The organism is Bacillus sp. EKM202B, from assembly GCF_011066025.1.
In the GTDB taxonomy this organism is placed as follows: Bacteria; Bacillota; Bacilli; order Bacillales; family Bacillaceae_G; genus Bacillus_A; species Bacillus_A toyonensis.
The window spans coordinates 45,517-64,798 of sequence record NZ_JAAMNK010000019.1 but is presented as its reverse complement, the minus strand read 5'-3'; the positions used below and the strand labels follow the sequence as shown (position 1 = coordinate 64,798).

Annotated in this window: 21 protein-coding genes; 20 read left to right on the top strand and 1 reads right to left on the bottom strand. The window is 38.5% G+C overall.

Translation table 11 applies throughout. The annotated features are described in order from the left end of the window. The first annotated feature begins 229 nt into the window (after positions 1-229). The 15 genes from glyA (at position 230) to G9F74_RS20480 (ending at position 12,004) form a co-directional block, all read left to right on the top strand. Positions 230-1,471 (top strand): serine hydroxymethyltransferase, encoded by a 1,242-nt coding sequence (gene glyA, locus G9F74_RS20550; protein ID WP_000349812.1) that lies wholly within the window; start codon positions 230-232, stop codon positions 1,469-1,471. Between the two features lie 272 nt (positions 1,472-1,743). Then, complete coding sequence (gene upp, locus G9F74_RS20545) at positions 1,744-2,373, top strand: uracil phosphoribosyltransferase (protein ID WP_000517536.1); 630 nt, start codon at positions 1,744-1,746, stop codon at positions 2,371-2,373. Between the two features lie 375 nt (positions 2,374-2,748). Beyond that, entirely contained in the window at positions 2,749-2,862 is a 114-nt protein-coding gene (locus G9F74_RS20540; RefSeq protein ID WP_000232961.1) for a DUF4024 domain-containing protein, read from the top strand. A gap of 26 nt (positions 2,863-2,888) precedes the next feature. Further along, complete coding sequence (locus G9F74_RS20535; RefSeq protein WP_001171219.1) at positions 2,889-3,113, top strand: AtpZ/AtpI family protein; 225 nt, start codon at positions 2,889-2,891, stop codon at positions 3,111-3,113. Continuing rightward, entirely contained in the window at positions 3,113-3,505 is a 393-nt protein-coding gene (locus G9F74_RS20530; RefSeq protein WP_000567600.1) for an ATP synthase subunit I, read from the top strand. The genes G9F74_RS20535 and G9F74_RS20530 overlap by 1 nt, the downstream gene beginning before the upstream one ends. Positions 3,506-3,512: 7 nt before the next feature. Next, entirely contained in the window at positions 3,513-4,232 is a 720-nt protein-coding gene (gene atpB, locus G9F74_RS20525) for a F0F1 ATP synthase subunit A (protein WP_000399876.1), read from the top strand. Positions 4,233-4,288: 56 nt separating this feature from the next. Further along, positions 4,289-4,507: a F0F1 ATP synthase subunit C gene (atpE, locus tag G9F74_RS20520; protein ID WP_000052064.1), complete on the top strand. Its 219-nt coding sequence runs from the start codon at positions 4,289-4,291 to the stop codon at positions 4,505-4,507. A gap of 128 nt (positions 4,508-4,635) precedes the next feature. Next, positions 4,636-5,142 (top strand): F0F1 ATP synthase subunit B, encoded by a 507-nt coding sequence (atpF, locus tag G9F74_RS20515; protein ID WP_001142619.1) that lies wholly within the window; start codon positions 4,636-4,638, stop codon positions 5,140-5,142. Beyond that, the gene (gene atpH, locus G9F74_RS20510) at positions 5,139-5,681 is read left to right on the top strand and encodes a F0F1 ATP synthase subunit delta (protein ID WP_000064687.1); all 543 of its coding nucleotides are present in this window, start codon (positions 5,139-5,141) and stop codon (positions 5,679-5,681) included. Before atpF ends, atpH begins: the two co-directional genes overlap by 4 nt. Before the next feature lie 11 nt (positions 5,682-5,692). Then, positions 5,693-7,201: a F0F1 ATP synthase subunit alpha gene (atpA, locus tag G9F74_RS20505; protein ID WP_000027515.1), complete on the top strand. Its 1,509-nt coding sequence runs from the start codon at positions 5,693-5,695 to the stop codon at positions 7,199-7,201. A 246-nt stretch (positions 7,202-7,447) separates the two neighbouring features. Continuing rightward, positions 7,448-8,308: a F0F1 ATP synthase subunit gamma gene (atpG, locus tag G9F74_RS20500; RefSeq protein ID WP_000157703.1), complete on the top strand. Its 861-nt coding sequence runs from the start codon at positions 7,448-7,450 to the stop codon at positions 8,306-8,308. A 241-nt stretch (positions 8,309-8,549) separates the two neighbouring features. Then, a complete protein-coding gene (atpD, locus tag G9F74_RS20495; protein WP_001032588.1) occupies positions 8,550-9,959 on the top strand; it encodes a F0F1 ATP synthase subunit beta in 1,410 nt (469 codons plus the stop codon). Between the two features lie 20 nt (positions 9,960-9,979). Further along, positions 9,980-10,381 (top strand): F0F1 ATP synthase subunit epsilon, encoded by a 402-nt coding sequence (gene atpC / locus G9F74_RS20490; protein ID WP_000847214.1) that lies wholly within the window; start codon positions 9,980-9,982, stop codon positions 10,379-10,381. 139 nt (positions 10,382-10,520) lie between these two features. Further along, positions 10,521-11,306, top strand: coding sequence for a DUF975 family protein (locus G9F74_RS20485; RefSeq protein ID WP_016107300.1), 786 nt, complete (start codon positions 10,521-10,523; stop codon positions 11,304-11,306). A gap of 44 nt (positions 11,307-11,350) precedes the next feature. Then, positions 11,351-12,004, top strand: coding sequence for a DUF975 family protein (locus tag G9F74_RS20480; protein ID WP_000622473.1), 654 nt, complete (start codon positions 11,351-11,353; stop codon positions 12,002-12,004). Positions 12,005-12,097: 93 nt separating this feature from the next. Here G9F74_RS20480 and G9F74_RS20475 read toward each other — a convergent pair whose 3' ends face one another. Then, positions 12,098-14,827, bottom strand: coding sequence for an EAL domain-containing protein (locus G9F74_RS20475; protein WP_016107299.1), 2,730 nt, complete (start codon positions 14,825-14,827; stop codon positions 12,098-12,100). Between the two features lie 289 nt (positions 14,828-15,116). Between G9F74_RS20475 and nuoA the strand changes: the two genes are divergently transcribed. The 5 genes from nuoA to nuoH are packed head-to-tail and all read left to right on the top strand — an operon-like array spanning position 15,117 to position 19,259. Continuing rightward, positions 15,117-15,485 carry an NADH-quinone oxidoreductase subunit NuoA gene (gene nuoA / locus G9F74_RS20470; RefSeq protein WP_000179277.1) on the top strand — a complete coding sequence of 123 codons (369 nt, stop codon included), beginning with the start codon at positions 15,117-15,119 and terminating at the stop codon, positions 15,483-15,485. Next, complete coding sequence (gene nuoB, locus G9F74_RS20465; RefSeq protein WP_000236327.1) at positions 15,476-15,994, top strand: NADH-quinone oxidoreductase subunit NuoB; 519 nt, start codon at positions 15,476-15,478, stop codon at positions 15,992-15,994. Before nuoA ends, nuoB begins: the two co-directional genes overlap by 10 nt. Next, positions 15,991-17,154, top strand: coding sequence for an NADH-quinone oxidoreductase subunit C (locus G9F74_RS20460; protein WP_016107298.1), 1,164 nt, complete (start codon positions 15,991-15,993; stop codon positions 17,152-17,154). The genes nuoB and G9F74_RS20460 overlap by 4 nt, the downstream gene beginning before the upstream one ends. Before the next feature lie 3 nt (positions 17,155-17,157). Next, a complete protein-coding gene (gene nuoD, locus G9F74_RS20455; RefSeq protein WP_000621442.1) occupies positions 17,158-18,258 on the top strand; it encodes an NADH-quinone oxidoreductase subunit NuoD in 1,101 nt (366 codons plus the stop codon). Continuing rightward, positions 18,258-19,259 (top strand): NADH-quinone oxidoreductase subunit NuoH, encoded by a 1,002-nt coding sequence (gene nuoH, locus G9F74_RS20450; protein WP_000573426.1) that lies wholly within the window; start codon positions 18,258-18,260, stop codon positions 19,257-19,259. Before nuoD ends, nuoH begins: the two co-directional genes overlap by 1 nt. Positions 19,260-19,282: the final 23 nt, after the last annotated feature.

Below are 19,282 nucleotides of genomic sequence, written 5' to 3'. Positions count from 1 at the left end.
AGCAGCTTTTTATCATAGGATAAAAGGTATGTTGTCTGACTTTATAATAGAAGAAAGAAAAGACCGATTTTCGGTCTTTTTTTTCTTTTATGATATAGAAAGTCATGTTAGAATGTAGTTGAAAACATGAAGGTTCGAAAGAATTACAACCTGAATTTTCGTTTTTTCTGAATAAATAAGAAAAAACTGTTGGGAATTGATGTAATTCGTTCAGAAAAGGGGGATTTTGGTGGATCATTTAAAACGTCAAGATGAAAAGGTATTTGCTGCAATTGAGGCAGAACTAGGAAGACAGCGTTCAAAGATTGAGTTAATCGCTTCGGAGAACTTCGTAAGTGAAGCAGTAATGGAGGCGCAAGGTTCTGTTTTAACGAATAAGTATGCTGAAGGATATCCTGGAAAACGTTACTACGGTGGTTGTGAACACGTAGACGTAGTAGAAGATATCGCACGTGATCGCGTAAAAGAAATTTTCGGTGCAGAGCACGTAAATGTTCAACCACATTCTGGTGCACAAGCGAACATGGCAGTATATTTCACAATTCTAGAGCAAGGCGATACAGTACTTGGTATGAATTTATCTCATGGTGGTCACTTAACACACGGAAGCCCTGTTAACTTCAGTGGAGTACAATATAATTTCGTAGAATATGGCGTGGATGCTGACTCTCACCGTATTAATTACGATGATGTATTAGCAAAAGCGAAAGAACATAAACCAAAATTAATCGTAGCAGGTGCAAGTGCATACCCTCGTGTTATCGATTTCAAACGATTCCGTGAGATTGCGGATGAAGTGGGCGCATACTTAATGGTTGATATGGCACATATCGCTGGTTTAGTAGCTGCTGGTTTACATCCAAACCCAGTACCACATGCACATTTCGTTACAACAACAACACATAAAACATTACGTGGCCCGCGTGGTGGTATGATTTTATGTGAAGAGCAATTTGCAAAACAAATTGATAAATCAATTTTCCCTGGTATTCAAGGTGGCCCACTTATGCATGTAATCGCTGCAAAAGCTGTTGCATTTGGTGAGGTGCTTCAAGATGACTTTAAAACATATGCACAAAATATCATTAATAATGCGAACCGCTTAGCTGAAGGTCTTCAAAAAGAAGGACTTACACTTGTTTCTGGTGGAACAGACAATCACTTAATCTTGATTGATGTTCGTAACTTAGAAATCACAGGTAAAGTAGCAGAGCACGTATTAGATGAAGTTGGTATTACAGTGAACAAAAATACAATCCCATTTGAAACAGCAAGCCCATTTGTAACAAGTGGCGTACGTATCGGTACGGCAGCTGTAACATCTCGTGGTTTCGGTTTAGAAGACATGGATGAAATTGCTGCACTTATTGCTTATACATTAAAAAATCATGAAAATGAAGCTGCATTAGAAGAAGCACGTAAGCGTGTAGAAGCGTTAACGAGCAAATTCCCAATGTATACAGATCTATAATAGATTGAAAAAGACTGCTGAAACGTACTTGTTTTAGCAGTCTTTTTTGAGGACATATATTGTTTTTAAAGTATGTATACAAATGATGAATAAATTTTGGCGATATAATGAAGGATACAGCTTCCATTATTGGTAAAGATACTAGATAGATTCATCGTAAAATCATGATTTTGCCAAATTTGCCCTTGAATATTAGTAGCGTTTTCTTTACAATCGTAAATAGTGTAAAAAAGCGTGCAAACGCATGAATATCATCTAAAGGAGAGATTCACATGGGAAAACTGTATGTATTTGATCACCCGTTAATTCAACATAAGATTACATATATTCGCGATAAGAATACAGGTACGAAAGATTTTCGTGAATTAGTGGACGAAGTAGCAAGCTTAATGGCTTTCGAAATTACTCGCGACCTTCCACTTAAAGACATTGAAATTGAAACGCCTGTAAGTAAAGCGACAACAAAAGTGATCGCTGGTAAAAAACTTGGTTTAATTCCGATTTTACGTGCAGGTTTAGGAATGGTTGATGGAATTCTGAAATTAATTCCAGCAGCAAAAGTAGGACACGTTGGTTTATACCGTGACCCTGAAACATTGCAACCGGTAGAATACTATGTGAAACTTCCAACGGATGTAGAAGAGCGTGACTTTATCGTACTAGATCCGATGCTAGCAACAGGTGGTTCTGCAGCTGAAGCAATTAACTCTCTAAAAAAACGCGGTGCGAAACAAATTAAATTAATGTGTATCGTAGCTGCTCCAGAAGGAGTAAAAGTAGTACAAGAAGAGCATCCTGATGTTGATATTTATGTAGCAGCATTAGATGAAAAGTTAAATGACCACGGTTATGTAGTGCCAGGTCTTGGTGATGCTGGTGACCGTTTATTCGGAACGAAGTAAGACAACTGACGAGAGGGAATTCCCTACTCGTCTTTTTTTGTCCCGGGTATGCAGGCAGGGGAGGGGGATAAATATGCAACGTGTATACAACATAAGTTGCATACACAACACATATAATATAGAAGTCTTACGTCTAAGGAGCACTATATTATGGAAGGGAAGCGTTATATCTTAAAAATATAATAGTGACAAACTTGTGAACATTTCCTTCTATTATAAAGAGAAAACTGTTAGAAATTGCATATCTCTAACCAGTATTTAGAAGGGGAACGTTTTCATTTTTGGGAGGAAATGCCTAATACTCAAATTTTTTGATTTTTTACGATTTCTCGTTGACACTGTTAATACCCTATTGTATGCTAACAACGGGGATAGATGGTAGGGCTTTCAGTGACAAAAATACATCTATTCCGTGACGAAAATGTAAACTTTTTATTTTGTATAGGATTTATGCAAAAAAATGAGTTATTATTAACACATCGTGAATGAGGGTTACATATTGGAGGGATGAATCCTTGCAAAAAAACGACCGCAGCCATATAAAAGCTTATGCTTTAATGTCAGGAATTCTTGCTCAATTAGTCGGTTCTATTCTTATTGGAATCTTTGGTGGGCAGTGGATTGATAATAAGGTTGGAACGTTTCCATTGTTTCTTATTATAGGTTTATTACTAGGATTAGGAACAGGGGTATACGCAATGATTCGACTCATTCGACATTACTATTCGGGAGAGCAATGATGATAGACGTACATGGACTTGTCCAAAGACAAAAGAAATATATGTACTACTTGCTTGCGCTTCTAGTGCTAGGATGGGGATTCACCTCTTACAAGGATGTATTTCTTGGGCTGATTATCGGAACGATTTTCAGTTTTCTTAGTTTGCGCATCATTGCACGTAGAACAGACAAGCTGTTAGATCGCGTAACGAATGGAGAAAACGTGAAGTTTAAGGCAACAGCGGTAAGTACATATTCGAGATTCGCGACAATTGGGTTATTAATTTTATTTGCAGCCAAATATCAAGAGTTAATTGCGATGTGGGGCTTAGGTGTAGGATTGCTGACAGGATATCTTGTCATGATCATAGATTTTCTTTATTTAGAGTATAAGAGCAGGGAAGAGAGGTGAATTACTAGTGGAACACGGTAAATTAGTTGAATTTCTAGGTTTAACGTTCGATTTGTCATCAGTTATGATGGTTACTGTAGCAGCAGTTATTGTTTTCTTAATCGCAGTTATAGGAACTCGCAGCTTAGCTCTTCGCCCAACAGGAATGCAAAATTTCATGGAATGGGTGTTTGACTTCGTGAAAGGGATTATCAATAGTACGATGGACTGGAAAACAGGTGGACGTTTCTTAACGCTTGGCGTTACGCTTATCATGTTTATCATCGTATCGAACTTCCTTGGTTTACCATTCATGTATTCAACAGTTGAGGCTGGCGAACATATTGCATGGTGGAGATCACCAACGTCTGATCCAGCAGTTACATTAACATTAGCCGTGATGGTAGTTACCCTCACCCATTATTATGGAATTAAGATGAAGGGTACGAAAGAATACGTTAAAGGTTATTTCCAACCTATGAAATTCTTATTCCCATTAAAGGTTATTGAGGAGTTTGCTAACACATTAACGTTAGGTCTTCGTTTGTTCGGTAACATTTATGCAGGTGAAATCCTGTTAGGATTACTTGCTAAGTTAGGCGGAGCATCAGTTCTTGGAGCATTAGGTGCGCTTGTACCGATGTTAGCATGGATGGGATTCAGTGTATTCGTTGGATCAATCCAGTCATTTATTTTCGTTATGTTAACGATGGTTTATATGGCTCATAAAGTAAGCCATGACCATTAATATAATTTAAGTAAGAAAAAATTTATTTTTTTATAATACAAAGGAGGACAAATTAAATGAGTTTAGGTGTAATCGCAGCTGCAATTGCAATTGGTTTATCAGCATTAGGTGCAGGTATTGGTAACGGTCTTATCGTATCACGTACAATCGAAGGTGTTGCTCGTCAACCAGAATTAAAAGGCGCACTTCAAACAATTATGTTCATCGGGGTTGCTTTAGTTGAGGCACTTCCAATCATCGGTGTAGTTATTGCTTTCATCGTAATGAACAAATAAGGGAGACTCCCCTTACATAGATGGCGAAGAGTGTTTTTTGAACTTTCTTCGCCATTGCTTTATGAACGAAACGTATGTCTTTTTTTTTCATATGATCAATTTAGATATTTTGAAGGGAGTGAATCCTTGTGCCAACTTTATTATTAGGGGCTGCCATTCCATTTGGAACGATTGCTTATACATTGTTCATTTTCTTACTTCTATTAGTAATGCTACGCAAATTTGCGTGGGGTCCTTTAATGGGAATTATGAAAGAACGTGAAGAGCATGTTACTAGTGAAATCGACGCTGCAGAAAGAAGTAACGCTGAAGCGAAGAAATTAGTAGAAGAACAACGTGAAATGTTAAAACAATCGCGTGTTGAAGCACAAGAGTTAATCGAAAGAGCGAAAAAACAAGCTGTAGATCAAAAAGATGTGATTGTTGCTGCTGCGAAAGAAGAAGCAGAATCAATTAAAGCATCTGCTGTACAAGAAATTCAACGCGAAAAAGAGCAAGCGATTGCTGCTTTACAAGAACAAGTCGCTTCTTTATCTGTTCAAATTGCTTCTAAAGTAATTGAAAAAGAGTTAAAAGAAGAAGATCAAGTGAAGTTAATTCGCGATTATATTAAAGAAGTAGGAGAAGCGCGATGAGCAATGGGATTGTAGCAAAACGTTATGCTGTCGCTCTTTTTAAAATTGCAAAAGAAAAACACGTATTAGAAATGTTTGAAGAGGAATTACGCCTTGTACAAAACGTTTATGTAAAGAACGGAGAACTACATAGCTTTTTAACGCAACCGAACATTTCAAAAGAGCAGAAGAAAACGTTTCTTGCAAACGTATTCGGATCTGTTTCTGAATCTATTTTAAATACGTTATATATTTTAATTGATAACAAGCGCATTGAAATCTTACCTGAAATTGCAGATGAATATGTTGTTCTTGCTAATGAAGAACGTAACGTAGCAGATGCAACTGTGTATTCTACTCGTCTTCTATCTGAAGAAGAGAAGCTTAACGTTGCAGAAGCATTTGCAAAGAGAACGGGAAAAGATGCAATTCGCGTAAAAAATGTTGTAGATGAAGATTTACTAGGCGGCATTAAAGTACGTATTGGAAATCGCATTTATGATGGAAGTTTACAAGGAAAATTAGCACGTATTCAACGTGAATTAATGAAGAATAGATAGGGGTGAAGCACATGAGCATCAGAGCTGAAGAAATTAGCGCACTGATAAAGCAACAAATCGAGAACTATCAGTCTGAAATCGAAGTTAGTGATGTTGGTACAGTTATCCAAGTTGGTGACGGTATCGCGCGTGCTCATGGTCTTGATAACGTTATGGCTGGTGAACTTGTAGAGTTCTCTAACGGCGTTATGGGGCTAGCACAAAACTTAGAAGAAAACAATGTAGGTATCATTATTTTAGGACCTTACACAGAAATCCGTGAAGGTGACGAAGTTCGTCGTACTGGTCGCATCATGCAAGTACCAGTAGGGAAAGAACTAATCGGTCGTGTTGTAAACCCATTAGGTCAACCAGTTGATGGTTTAGGCCCAATCAATACAACAAACACTCGTCCAATCGAAAGTCCAGCACCAGGTGTAATGGATCGTAAATCTGTTCATGAGCCACTTCAAACAGGTATTAAAGCGATCGATGCTCTTGTACCAATTGGCCGTGGTCAACGTGAGTTAATCATCGGTGACCGTCAAACAGGTAAAACAGCAGTTGCACTTGATACAATCATTAATCAAAAAGATGAAGATATGATTTGTATCTATGTAGCTATCGGACAAAAAGAATCAACTGTACGTAACGTAGTAGAAACACTACGTAAGCACGGTGCATTAGATTACACAATCGTTGTAACTGCATCAGCTTCTCAACCAGCTCCATTATTATACTTAGCTCCTTACGCTGGTGTAACAATGGGTGAAGAGTTCATGTACAATGGTAAACACGTATTAGTAGTATATGATGACTTATCAAAACAAGCAGCGGCTTACCGTGAGCTTTCATTACTATTACGTCGTCCTCCAGGTCGTGAAGCATATCCAGGGGATGTATTCTACTTACATTCTCGCTTATTAGAGCGTGCAGCAAAATTAAGTGATGCAAGAGGCGGCGGTTCTTTAACTGCACTACCTTTCATCGAAACACAAGCAGGGGACGTATCAGCTTACATCCCAACAAACGTAATCTCGATTACGGATGGACAAATCTTCTTACAATCTGACCTATTCTTCTCTGGCGTACGTCCAGCGATCGATGCGGGTACTTCTGTATCACGTGTAGGTGGATCTGCTCAGATTAAAGCAATGAGTAAAGTATCAGGTACACTTCGTCTTGACCTTGCATCTTACCGTGAGTTAGAAGCGTTCGCTCAGTTCGGTTCTGACCTTGATAAAGCAACACAAGCGAAACTAAACCGTGGTGCTCGTACAGTTGAGGTATTAAAACAAGGATTACACAAACCGTTACGTGTAGAGAAACAAGTTATCATTCTTTACGCTTTAACACGTGGATTCCTAGATGATATCCCAGTAGTCGATATCACTCGTTTCGAAGAAGAATTCCATGCTTGGTTAGATTCAAATGCAGCTGACTTATTAAGCGAAATCCGCACAACTAAGAAACTTGCGGATGACGACAAATTTGCAGCAGCAATTAACGGATTTAAAAAAGTATTCGTAGCTTCTGAGTAATTAATAAAAGTGGAAGCGGCTCGATTTGAATGTGAAGTGAAGCCACCGAGCATTCAAGCCGCTGGAGCTAGATAGTATATATAAAAGGCATCTCAGGTTCTGAGATTGCTGACGGTTATGTAGAGGAAAAGAGTAGGTGCACCTATTCTTTTCCTTCAATCATGAGCAAGAATATCTTGCAACGTAGATTAGGAAGAGGATTCTTACTAATCGTGCCAACTTCCGGAAAAAAGGTGGTGAAAACCTGTGGCATCTTTACGCGATATAAAAGCGAAGATTACCTCGACAAAGAAAACGAGTCAAATTACGAAAGCGATGGAGATGGTATCTGCATCTAAGTTAAACCGTGCAGAGCAAAATGCTAAATCTTTCGTTCCGTATATGGAAAAGATTCAAGAAGTAGTAGCGAGCATTGCGCAAGGAAGTAAAGGAATTAATCATCCAATGCTAAATGCGCGTCCTGTAAAGCGTACAGGATACATCGTTATTACATCTGATCGCGGACTAGCAGGTGGTTATAACAGTAACGTATTACGTACAGTTAGTAACGTGATTCGTGAACGTCATAATATGGATTCAAACCAATATTCAATTATTGTGCTTGGCCGACTAGGACGTGATTATTTAAAACGTCGCGGATTTAACATCATTGATGAAGTAGTTGGATTATCTGACCACCCATCATTTACTGATATTAAAGATCTTGCTTCTCGAGCAATTGCGATGTTCGCAGATGGTGCTTATGATGAGCTGTATATTTACTACAACCATTACGTAAGTAAAATTTCACAAGAAGTAACGGAAAATAAAATTTTACCGCTTACTGATGTGGCGTCTGACAAACCGACGACAGCTTATGAATTCGAACCTTCTGAAGAAGAAATTTTAAAAGTATTATTGCCACAATACGCAGAAAGCTTAGTGTACGGTGCATTACTAGACGGTAAAGCAAGTGAGCACGCGGCGCGTATGACAGCAATGAAGAGTGCTACAGACAACGCAATGGAAGTTATCGATTCACTTACACTTTCATTCAACCGTGCACGTCAAGCAGCGATTACGCAAGAAATTACGGAAATCGTTGGTGGAGCAGCAGCGTTAGAATAGTATTAAAAAGCGTAGGCGGTTCGTTCAGAATGAGAGGAGGATGGAGCTTTTGACGTAGAGGCGATTTGTGCCTCGCAGGAAAAAGCGAAGCCACCGAACATTCTAACCGCCGGAACTAGATTCAATAAAAAGTGGAAGCGGCTCTGTCAAAAGAGTCGCATAAGCTATAAACTAATAAAAAATTAAAAGCCGACTTCTCTTAGAAAGCTGGCTAATTAAAAGAAAGCTAGGAGGGAACCCGATGAATAAAGGGCGCGTTACGCAAATCATGGGTCCGGTTGTAGACGTTAAGTTTGATGGCGGAAAGCTACCAGAAATCTACAACGCCCTTACGGTAAAACAAAGCAACGAAAACGGAGCAAACATTAACTTAACATTTGAAGTTGCACTTCATTTAGGTGATGACACAGTTCGTACAGTTGCAATGTCTTCCACAGATGGACTTGTTCGTGGCACAGAAGTAGAAGATACTGGTAAAGCAATCTCTGTACCAGTTGGTGATGCAACACTTGGTCGTGTATTTAACGTATTAGGTGATGCAATTGACTTAGATGGTGAACTTCCTGCGGATGTACACCGTGATCCAATTCACCGTCAAGCACCTGCATTCGAAGAGTTATCTACTAAAGTAGAAATTCTTGAAACTGGTATTAAAGTAGTAGACTTACTTGCTCCTTACATTAAGGGTGGTAAAATCGGTCTATTCGGTGGTGCCGGCGTAGGTAAAACAGTATTAATTCAGGAATTAATTAACAACATCGCACAAGAGCACGGTGGTATCTCTGTATTCGCTGGTGTAGGTGAGCGTACTCGTGAGGGTAATGACTTATACCACGAAATGAGCGATTCTGGCGTAATCAAGAAAACTGCGATGGTATTCGGACAAATGAACGAGCCACCTGGAGCACGTCAACGTGTTGCATTAACAGGTTTAACAATGGCTGAGCATTTCCGTGATGAGCAAGGACAAGACGTACTATTGTTCATCGATAACATCTTCCGTTTCACGCAAGCGGGTTCTGAAGTATCTGCCCTTCTTGGTCGTATGCCATCTGCGGTAGGTTACCAACCAACACTTGCAACAGAAATGGGTCAATTACAAGAGCGTATTACATCTACAAATAAAGGGTCTATCACGTCTATCCAAGCGGTATATGTACCAGCCGATGACTATACTGACCCAGCACCAGCTACAACGTTCGCTCACTTAGATGCAACAACAAACTTAGAGCGTCGTTTAACGCAAATGGGTATTTACCCAGCCGTAGATCCATTAGCATCTACATCTCGTGCACTTTCTCCAGAAATCGTAGGAGAAGAGCATTATGAAGTAGCTCGTCAAGTACAGCAAACTTTACAACGTTATAAAGAGCTTCAAGACATCATCGCTATCTTAGGTATGGATGAGTTATCTGAAGAAGATAAGTTAGTTGTACATCGTGCTCGTCGTATTCAATTCTTCTTATCTCAAAACTTCCACGTAGCTGAGCAGTTTACAGGTCAAAAAGGTTCTTATGTACCTGTAAAAAATACAGTTAGTGGTTTCAAAGAAATTCTAGAAGGAAAATATGATGACCTTCCAGAAGATGCATTCCGCCTTGTTGGTGGCATTGAAGAAGTTATTGAAAACGCGAAGAAAATGATGGCGTAAGGCCTTAGGAGGGACGAAGTATGAAGACATTTCCAGTCAGTATTGTAACTCCTGATGGACCGGTTTACGAAAAAGAAGTAGAGATGGTAAGTGTAAAAGCAGAGAGTGGGGAAATGGGGATCTTACCAGGTCACATTCCAACTGTTGCACCATTAAAAATTAGTGCAGTTCGTCTGAAAAATGGTGGACACACTGATTATGTAGCAGTTAGCGGTGGCTTTATCGAAGTTCGTCCAGATAAAGTAACTGTATTATCATCATCTGCTGAAGAAGCAAACCATATCGATATCCATCGTGCAAATGAAGCGAAGCGTCGCGCTGAGCAACGTATGCAAGACAAACAAGCACATGTTGACTTTAAACGTGCAGAAATGGCATTACAACGTGCTGTGAACCGTTTAAACGTTTCCGATATGAAATAAAAAAATCCGTAAAGGTAAAACCTTTACGGATTTTTTTATTGTATTTTATGGATAATTTTACAAAAATGGTATAATTGCATTGATGGTTGTATAAGTAGAGAATGTACAACAATTTATATTTCATAAAGGGGATGAATCAATGATCGGTGAAATGAAACGAGAAGCGTTGCACTCTTTAAAGGGGAATTGGGGACTAGGTGTTGGATCAACGATTTTATATTTTATTTTAAGTTATGTTGTTTCAATGGCTGCAATGCTTATACTTTTAATTCCAGGACTTATTCTATTTTTTTTAATTGTTAGCTTCGCTGGTTCAATTGAAGGGGAAACAATATCAATTGGAGCAGCTATTACATTTGGGGTATTTTATTGTATCATGATAATTTTGAGTAACGCATCATATGGTATTACATCATACGGTTATACGAATGTATGTCTACAGATTAGTAAACGAGAAGGTGCTAAAGTAGATTACTTATTCGAAGGATTTCGTGGTTTTAAAAGAATGATGAAAACAATGTGGGCAATGCTTGCGATTTTGTTATATACAGGTACATGGATTCCGATGTTGTTAATAGGCTTATTTGCATTGTTAGGTGAAGAAGGGAATACGTCATTTGCAATTGCTTTCTTCGTACTATTAGCTATTTCAATCGTTGGCATGATTGTGATGTATTTTTCTTATGCAATGACGTACTATGTAATGATTGGAAATCCAGAATATAGTGTGTCACAAGCAATGAAAGAAAGTAAGAGTCTTATGAAGGGACATAAGTTAGATTTGTTTCTTTTATGGCTTAGTTTTATAGGGTGGGTTATTTTAGCGACTTTGACATTTGGAATAGGTTTTCTTTGGCTTAGTCCGTATATGGGTACAACGACATCTCATTTTTATCGCTATATTTCAAAAGATGAATTGCGGTAAGAACATGCTATACTAATAGAATTGTTACGTATAGGAGGCTAATTATGATTAGTGATTTAAAAGGAGAAGCGTTAGACTCTCTAGAAGGAAAATGGGGCTTAGCTGTTGGGGCAACATTATTAATTTCAATTCTTATCACGATGTTTAGTTTTAGTGTTAAGTGGGGATTTTCTTCAACTTTCGGTTGGCAAGATACAACTGGTTCATTTTCGATAGATATTCTTACACTTTTTGTTACCGGACCGTTAACTTTAGGGGGGTATTATCTGGCTTTAAATATCATTCGTGAAAAACAAGCTAGTATCGGCAATGTATTTGTTTGGTTTACAGAGGGGAAAAGATTTTTAAAATCATTTTTAGTATATTTATTAGTGAATCTTTATCTTCTTTTATGGACTTTACTTTTCATTATTCCAGGCATTATTAAATCATTTTCTTATGCGATGACGTATTTTATTATAAACGATCATCCCGAGTATTCATTGAATCAAGCCATTACAGAAAGCCGTCGTATGATGGATGGGCATAAAATGGAGTATTTCATTTTATGTTTAAGTTTTATTGGTTGGTTTATATTAAGTTGTATTACATTAGGGATTGGATTCCTCTGGTTAATTCCATATTTCTATACGACAGCTTCAGCTTTTTACGAAGAGATTGCAGAAGAATATTACGAGAAAAAAATCCCAACAATATAAAGTGAAACTGTGATCATTAGGGGCTTTAATCATCCCAAAATGATAACGAACCTTCACTCTCGCAAATAGCGGGATAAAAACACCCAGTGTGAACTAATTGTTCATACTGGGTGTTTTTTGTAGAAATTTTATAAACTGTTTACTTGTTAGAGGTTTACTGAAATAGTAACCTTGCATATATTTACAGTTGTTTTTTTGTAGAAACTTAAGTTGTTTTTCTGTTTCAATTCCTTCAGCAATGACAGAGAGATTTAAAGTATTTGCAAGAGAAAGGATAGTGGAAAAGATGGCTCTTTCTTCAGGGCGATGATCGGCTAGTTGTGTAAATTCTCTTGGTACCTTTAATGTATCGATAGGGAAAATTGATAAATAAGCGAGAGAAGAATAGCCAGTACCGAAGTCATCAATGGCCGTTCGAATGCCATATTCTTTTAATTGCTTCAGTCTCGATAGTGTTTCTTTTTCATTAATCATCGCAATTCGTTCTGTTAACTCAAGTGTGACATGTTTTGGATCGACCTGCACGTCGTTTAATATTTGTGAAATGTTTTCGATTAATTGATTTTGTTGGAACTCTTTTGCTGATAAATTAACGCTTATTTTTAAATTTTGATAGCCAAAGGTATGCCATATTTTTAATTGGAGACAGGCTTCTTTTAATACCCAATGTCCAAGTGGAACGACTTGTGGCGTTTCTTCTACAATTGGAATGAACTCACATGGTGAAATGTCACCTAATAGTGGATGTTTCCAACGTATTAATGCTTCAGCGCCGATAATTTTATTTGTTGTCGTATCAATTTGTGGCTGATAGACGAGATAAAATTCCTTGTTTACTAAAGCGAGTGGCAAATCCTTTTCGATTCGAGCTTTTCGTTCTATTTTCTTATATAGTTCTTTCGTATAAAGAGAGCTACGATTTTTTCCTTTATTTTTTGCTTCGTACATGGCCATATCGGCATGTTGTAAAATAGAAAGTGGGTCTTCGCCTGCTTCAGGGTATATTGCAATCCCGATACTCGGTGAGATTCGTAAATGCTGATTTTCGATTTCGAATGGTTTGTTCATGGCCACTACAATCATATCAGCTATTTTTTTTACATCTGTCCTTTTTTTATAATTTTCGATGAGGATTGTGAACTCATCCCCAGCTAGTCGAGCAAGTTTCATATGCTGTGTTGATAATCGTTCGAGCCTTTTGGCTACTGCAATTAATAGGAGGTCTCCCACCCGATGCCCGAGAGTATCATTAATAACCTTAAAGCGGTCTAAATCGAGAAACATAACAGCAAAGGAGCTTTTCGATATTTTTGCTCGTGCAATCGCCTTTTCTAAATATTGATGAAATGCACGGCGATTTGCAAGTTCAGTTAAAGTATCATGATATGCTAGGAAATTAATTTGTTCTTGTTGTTGTTTGCTTTCCGTAATATCTTTAATCATTAAGTAGACCCCTGAAATATGATCCTTTAAAAAGATGGGAACAGCTGTAACATGCAAGTAGTAAATATCTCTGTTTTTGTGATACGCTCGTATTTCTAAAGAGATAGAATTCCCCTTTTTTACGCGATGAAAGGCGTTAATAATTTCTTCTAAATCTTCTTCGTATATGAGTGAGTAGTAAGGTTGATTTAATAATTCATTCGTTTGATACCCTAGTAAAGTAGTACCAGCGTTATTAACTTTAAGAAAATTGCCGTACAAATCTAATGTGAAGATTGGATCTGGATGGTGCTCGTATAAAGATTTAAACATTTGTTGGTTATGATAGAGCTCATTTTTTTGTTCTACTAAATCTTCTGTACGTAGTTCAATTTGTTTCTCGAGTTCCAAGTTGAATTGCATTTGGGCTAGTAATAATATTTTATTTTGTTTTCGAACTAAACTATGGCGTATGAGAACGAAAGTGAAAGTTATTATAAGCCCGATTACTACAATGGGGGCAAAAACATATTCGGCCAATATAAAAATAATAAGCATTACTACAGAAATATAAGGTAATGATAATCGGATTGATTCACCAAATTTAGGCGTTAATAGTACCTGCTCTTGTTTTTCAGGCTCTTTCGTATGAAGAATACAGGCGATTGCTGCTAGCACTAAAACCACTTGATAGAACGGAGTAACTGTAAACATAGAATACGCTGGTGTGAAATGTTTTATATAAGCATAAATAGCATCTGTAGTAGCATACAAAATTAAAGCACTACCAAGAAGTGCACCAACTTGTTTTGGTAATAAGGATAATGGTCTGAATAAAAGGTTGATTCCAATTAAAAGAAAGAGTAAATCAGCCATTGGATAGGTAAGTTGAACAAATATATCGATATAGGATGTTGTGAAAACGTGAATGGTTTGCTCAATAAGTAAGTAGTAACTTAAAGTAAATTGGGCTGTAACGATAATACAAATATCACATATCATAAAAAGCTTTTCTAATAAGTCCCGGTTATAAATGATCTCGTATAGAAAGGCAAGTGCAAAGCTAATTAAAAAAAGTAGGTAAAAAAAGTCAGACGGATCAACAAACGTATAGTAGTCCTTTAAAATTAAACGTTGATAGGAAACAACTATATCACCAATGAAATAAGAGAGAGCCCCAACAGATAATATGATCCAAAATAAACGGGATAACCCTTGTTTCGTATTTGTAAAATAAAATATATAACTACAAGCGATAATATCAATTAATAAGGTACTCATTCCGATTAATATTTGAAAGGGAAATGAGTATTCATATAGAAAGAGCATGGCTACGTAATGAATTGCGATAGAAAATAATAAAATGCTTATAAGAATACTTACATGTGTTTGTTTTTTCATTTATATCACCTACGGTATATACATATAAACTTCCTTTTTTATTTTTTGCGATTGCCTAAAAAATATATATAAATTCTATACTTATTGTGCACAGGTATAGCGAGTTATAAAAATAGATTTTAATAATTCTTGTTTCTGTCCTCAACATATCGACATAGGAATTTGAAGTTTGCTATAATAAATAAAATAGTTTAATTATTTAGAAAAATTTAAAAATAATATTTGTCGCAACTGGGACATATTGTTTACTAAGTGAACTTGTTCTTAATTTAGGGGGGAGGGTTTCACAATGGCAAGTGTATATGAAAATAGTTATATGATCGTTTTGATTTTCTTGCTAGTAGGCATATTACTGCCGGTAGTGGCTCTTACATTAGGAAGGATGCTGCGCCCAAACAAACCAAGTGCAGCAAAAGCGACGACGTATGAGAGTGGAATTGAGCCTTTTCATGATGCAAATATTCGGTTTCATGCTCGTTACTATATTTTCGCTTTATTGTTTGTCATCTTTGATGTAGAAACTTTATTTCTATATCCATGGGCTGTTGCATATGACAAGCTAGGTTTATTTGCATTAATTGAAATGCTCATCTTTGTTGTAATGTTGCTAGTTGGATTAGCTTATGCTTGGAAAAAGAAGGTGTTACAATGGTTATAAATTTTGAGGCACTACATCCAAATGAGCGAGCGGAATTAGAGAGAAATATCTTTTTTTCTACATTGGAGCAGTTAAAAGGGTGGGCGAGGAGTAATTCTTTATGGCCGATGACATTCGGACTGGCATGCTGTGCGATTGAAATGATGGGAGTAGGTTCATCACATTACGATTTAGATCGATTTGGGTCATTTTTTCGGACTTCACCAAGGCAATCAGATGTCATGATTGTGTCGGGAACGGTAACGAAGAAGATGGCTCCTATTGTTAGGCGTTTATATGATCAAATGCCTGAACCGAAATGGGTTATTGCGATGGGATCTTGTGCGACTGCTGGTGGTCCGTATGTGAATTCGTACGCTGTTGTGAAAGGTGTAGATCAAATTGTACCAGTTGATGTGTATATTCCTGGATGCCCACCAAACCCTGCAGCTTTAATTTATGGAATTAATAAGTTGAAAGAGAAAATTCGTTACGAGGCAAAGACAGGGAAGCAGGTGACGAATAAATGAGTAATCCAAATAAAGATTTAGAGGATCTGAAAAGAGAAGCTGCTAGGCGCGCAAAAGAAGAAGCAAGAAAACGTCTTGTTGCGAAACATGATGCGGAAATAAGTGGACTTGAGGGAGAAAATCAAGAAAAAGAGAAAGCGCTACCAAAAAATGATGGAATGACTGTAGAAGAAGCAAAACAACGTGCAGCCGCAGCAGCGAAAGCAAAAGCAGCGGCGCTCGCGAAGCAAAAAAGAGAAGGAACAGAAGAAGTAACGGAAGAAGAAAAGGTCAAAGCGAAGGCGAAGGCAGCCGCAGCTGCGAAAGCAAAAGCGGCAGCATTAGCGAAGCAAAAAAGAGAAGGAACAGAAGAAGTAACGGAAGAAGAAAAGGCCAAAGCGAAGGCGAAGGCAGCCGCAGCTGCGAAAGCAAAAGCGGCGGCGCTAGCGAAGCAAAAAAGAGAAGGAACAGAAGAGGTAACGGAAGAAGAAAAGGCTAAAGCGAAGGCGAAGGCCGTGGCAGCTGCGAAAGCAAAAGCAGCGGCGCTAGCGAAACAGAAAGCTTCGCAAGGTGATGGAAATTTGGGAGATGAAAAGGCGAAGGCAATTGCAGCAGCGAAGGCGAAAGCGGCTGCGGCGGCAAGGGCGAAGACGAAGGGTGCTGAAAGTGAAAAGGAAGATGTACCGAAGCAAGAAGAACCGTCCGTTAATCAGCCGTATCTCAATCAGTATGTTGAGGTTATTAGGGGTAAATTAGGAGGTAGCACATTAGTAGATTCCTATATTAATAAACTTTCAAAAGATGTACCAACTCTTGTGGTGGATCCTTCAAAATATTATGAGGTGATGGAGTTACTACGATTCCATGAGGGACTTGCTTTTGATTATATGTCAGAGCTACATGCGACAGATTTTGTGACTCATATGGAAGTGTATGTTCATTTATTTTCATATGGAAAGAAACAGTCTGTAGCGGTGAAGGTAAAGCTGGATAGAGAAGTGCCGCAAGTTGAATCGGTAACAGAGCTGTGGAAAGGGGCTGACTGGCCGGAGCGAGAAGCGTATGATCTGCTAGGCATTGCATTTAAGGGACATCCGAATTTATCGCGTATTTTAATGCCTGATGATTGGGTAGGGTATCCGCTTAGGAAAGATTATGAACCGTATGATGTGGAGGTGTAACTTATGATTCGTACGGAAGAAATGCTTTTGAATGTAGGACCTCAGCATCCGAGTACACACGGTGTTTTCAGGCTTGTTATTAAGATTGACGGTGAAATTATTAAAGAAGCTACACCGGTTATTGGGTATTTGCATCGCGGGACTGAAAAGATCGCTGAGAGCTTACAGTATACGCAAATTATCCCTTACACAGATCGAATGGACTATTTATCAGCAATGACGAATAATTACGTCATTTGCCATGCTGTAGAGACGATGATGGGACTTGAAATTCCGGAGCGTGCCGAATACTTGCGAGTACTTGCGATGGAGCTGGGAAGAATTGCGAGCCATCTCGTTTGGTGGGGTACAAATCTTCTTGATATAGGAGCGGTCAGCCCGTTTTTGTACGCATTTCGTGAACGAGAGATGATTATAAATTTATTAAATGAATTATGCGGGGCACGGCTTACTTTTAACTATATGAGAGTTGGCGGTGTGAAGTGGGATGCGCCGGATGGTTGGATTGAAAAAGTGGAAGAGTTTGTTCCATACATGAGAGAGCAATTGGCAGGTTATCACGACCTTGTTAGTGGTAATGAGATTTTCTTGAATCGCGTGAAGGGCGTTGGCATATATAGCGCGGAAGAAGCAATTTCGTATTCTTTAAGCGGAGCGAATTTGCGGTGCACCGGAGTAAACTGGGATCTTCGCAAAGATGAGCCGTATTCGATTTATGATCGTTTTAATTTTGATATTCCTGTTGGGAGCGTGGGAGATGCTTGGGATCGCTACGTTTGCCGAATGGAGGAAATTGAAGAGTCGTTAAAAATTGTAGAGCAAGCAGTCCAGCAGTTTCCGAAGGACGGAGCCGTACTGGCGAAAGTGCCGAAAATTATTAAGGCGCCTAAGGGGGAAGCGTTTGTCCGTATAGAATCACCACGCGGGGAGATTGGTTGCTATATCGCTAGTGACGGAAAGAAAGAGCCATATCGTCTGAAATTCCGCAGACCTTCTTTTTATAACTTGCAAATTTTACCGAAGTTATTGAAGGGTGAAAACATCGCCAATTTAATTACGATTTTAGGTGGAGTCGATATTGTACTTGGGGAGGTCGATGGCTAATGATTGAGACGCTCTTACAATCACCTTCAAGCTGGACGAATTTCTTCATTTTTTTCGGATTAGCAGTGCTTCTACTATTTGCAGTCCTTGGCTTCGTTACATATGGTATTTTGGCAGAACGGAAAGTGATGGGATTTATGCAAGGCCGGATTGGGCCAAATCAAGTTGGAGGGCGGTTCGGTTTACTGCAAACGGTAGCTGATGTTTTGAAACTATTATTGAAAGAAGATAGTATTCCGAAAGCTGCAGATAAACCGTTGTTCATATTAGCACCTGTCATTGCATTTGCGCCAGCATTTATGGTACTTGCGGTTATCCCGTTTACCGATAAATTTCAGTTCGCGGATATTGGTGTCGGATTGCTGTATTACATTGCTGTTTCTGGGATTACGACAATTGGTGTCGTAACTGGGGGGTGGGCATCAAATAATAAATATTCCCTTTTAGGAGGGATGCGCGCGGCGGCGCAAATGATTTCTTATGAAATTCCGCTCGTAATGAGCGTAATTGGTATCGTTTTGCTAGCTGGTAGCTTGAATCTAAATGAGATTGTAGCGGCGCAGGAGAAAGTTTGGTACATTTTCGTACAGCCAATTGGATTCGTCGTTTTCTTAATCGCAGCAGTAGCAGAGTTAAATAGGACACCGTTTGATTTACCAGAAGCGGAGTCAGAACTTGTTTCTGGATATCATACGGAATACTCAGGTTTTCGCTGGGCGTTTTTCATGCTTTCAGAGTATGTATATTTCTTCGGAATGGCATCTTTAATTACAGTACTTTTTTTAGGCGGCTGGAACCCAGTTATGTTTCTTGGATTTATTCCAGGTGCTGTATGGTTTGCTTTGAAATTTAGCAGTGTAGTCTTTCTATTAATTTGGTTCCGCGTTACGTTCCCGCGTATAAGGGGTGACCAGTTAATGGAGTTTGGCTGGAAAGTATTATTACCAATCGCACTTGCAAATATTTTCTTAACGGCATTGATTAAGGAGCTATTCTTCTAATCTATGAAGGGGGTGCCAGTAAG

What these genes read in the sequence shown, in the direction of transcription:
- upp (WP_000517536.1), top strand. Translation starts at nt 1,744, where the DNA reads ATGGGAAAACTGTATGTATTTGATCACCCGTTAATTCAACATAAGATT.
- G9F74_RS20540 (WP_000232961.1), top strand. Translation starts at nt 2,749, where the DNA reads ATGGTAGGGCTTTCAGTGACAAAAATACATCTATTCCGTGACGAAAAT.
- G9F74_RS20530 (WP_000567600.1), top strand. Translation starts at nt 3,113, where the DNA reads ATGATAGACGTACATGGACTTGTCCAAAGACAAAAGAAATATATGTAC.
- atpE (WP_000052064.1), top strand. Translation starts at nt 4,289, where the DNA reads ATGAGTTTAGGTGTAATCGCAGCTGCAATTGCAATTGGTTTATCAGCA.
- atpH (WP_000064687.1), top strand. Translation starts at nt 5,139, where the DNA reads ATGAGCAATGGGATTGTAGCAAAACGTTATGCTGTCGCTCTTTTTAAA.
- atpA (WP_000027515.1), top strand. Translation starts at nt 5,693, where the DNA reads ATGAGCATCAGAGCTGAAGAAATTAGCGCACTGATAAAGCAACAAATC.
- atpD (WP_001032588.1), top strand. Translation starts at nt 8,550, where the DNA reads ATGAATAAAGGGCGCGTTACGCAAATCATGGGTCCGGTTGTAGACGTT.
- atpC (WP_000847214.1), top strand. Translation starts at nt 9,980, where the DNA reads ATGAAGACATTTCCAGTCAGTATTGTAACTCCTGATGGACCGGTTTAC.
- G9F74_RS20485 (WP_016107300.1), top strand. Translation starts at nt 10,521, where the DNA reads ATGATCGGTGAAATGAAACGAGAAGCGTTGCACTCTTTAAAGGGGAAT.
- G9F74_RS20480 (WP_000622473.1), top strand. Translation starts at nt 11,351, where the DNA reads ATGATTAGTGATTTAAAAGGAGAAGCGTTAGACTCTCTAGAAGGAAAA.
- G9F74_RS20475 (WP_016107299.1), bottom strand. Translation starts at nt 14,827, where the DNA reads ATGAAAAAACAAACACATGTAAGTATTCTTATAAGCATTTTATTATTT.
- nuoA (WP_000179277.1), top strand. Translation starts at nt 15,117, where the DNA reads ATGGCAAGTGTATATGAAAATAGTTATATGATCGTTTTGATTTTCTTG.
- nuoB (WP_000236327.1), top strand. Translation starts at nt 15,476, where the DNA reads ATGGTTATAAATTTTGAGGCACTACATCCAAATGAGCGAGCGGAATTA.
- G9F74_RS20460 (WP_016107298.1), top strand. Translation starts at nt 15,991, where the DNA reads ATGAGTAATCCAAATAAAGATTTAGAGGATCTGAAAAGAGAAGCTGCT.
- nuoD (WP_000621442.1), top strand. Translation starts at nt 17,158, where the DNA reads ATGATTCGTACGGAAGAAATGCTTTTGAATGTAGGACCTCAGCATCCG.
- nuoH (WP_000573426.1), top strand. Translation starts at nt 18,258, where the DNA reads ATGATTGAGACGCTCTTACAATCACCTTCAAGCTGGACGAATTTCTTC.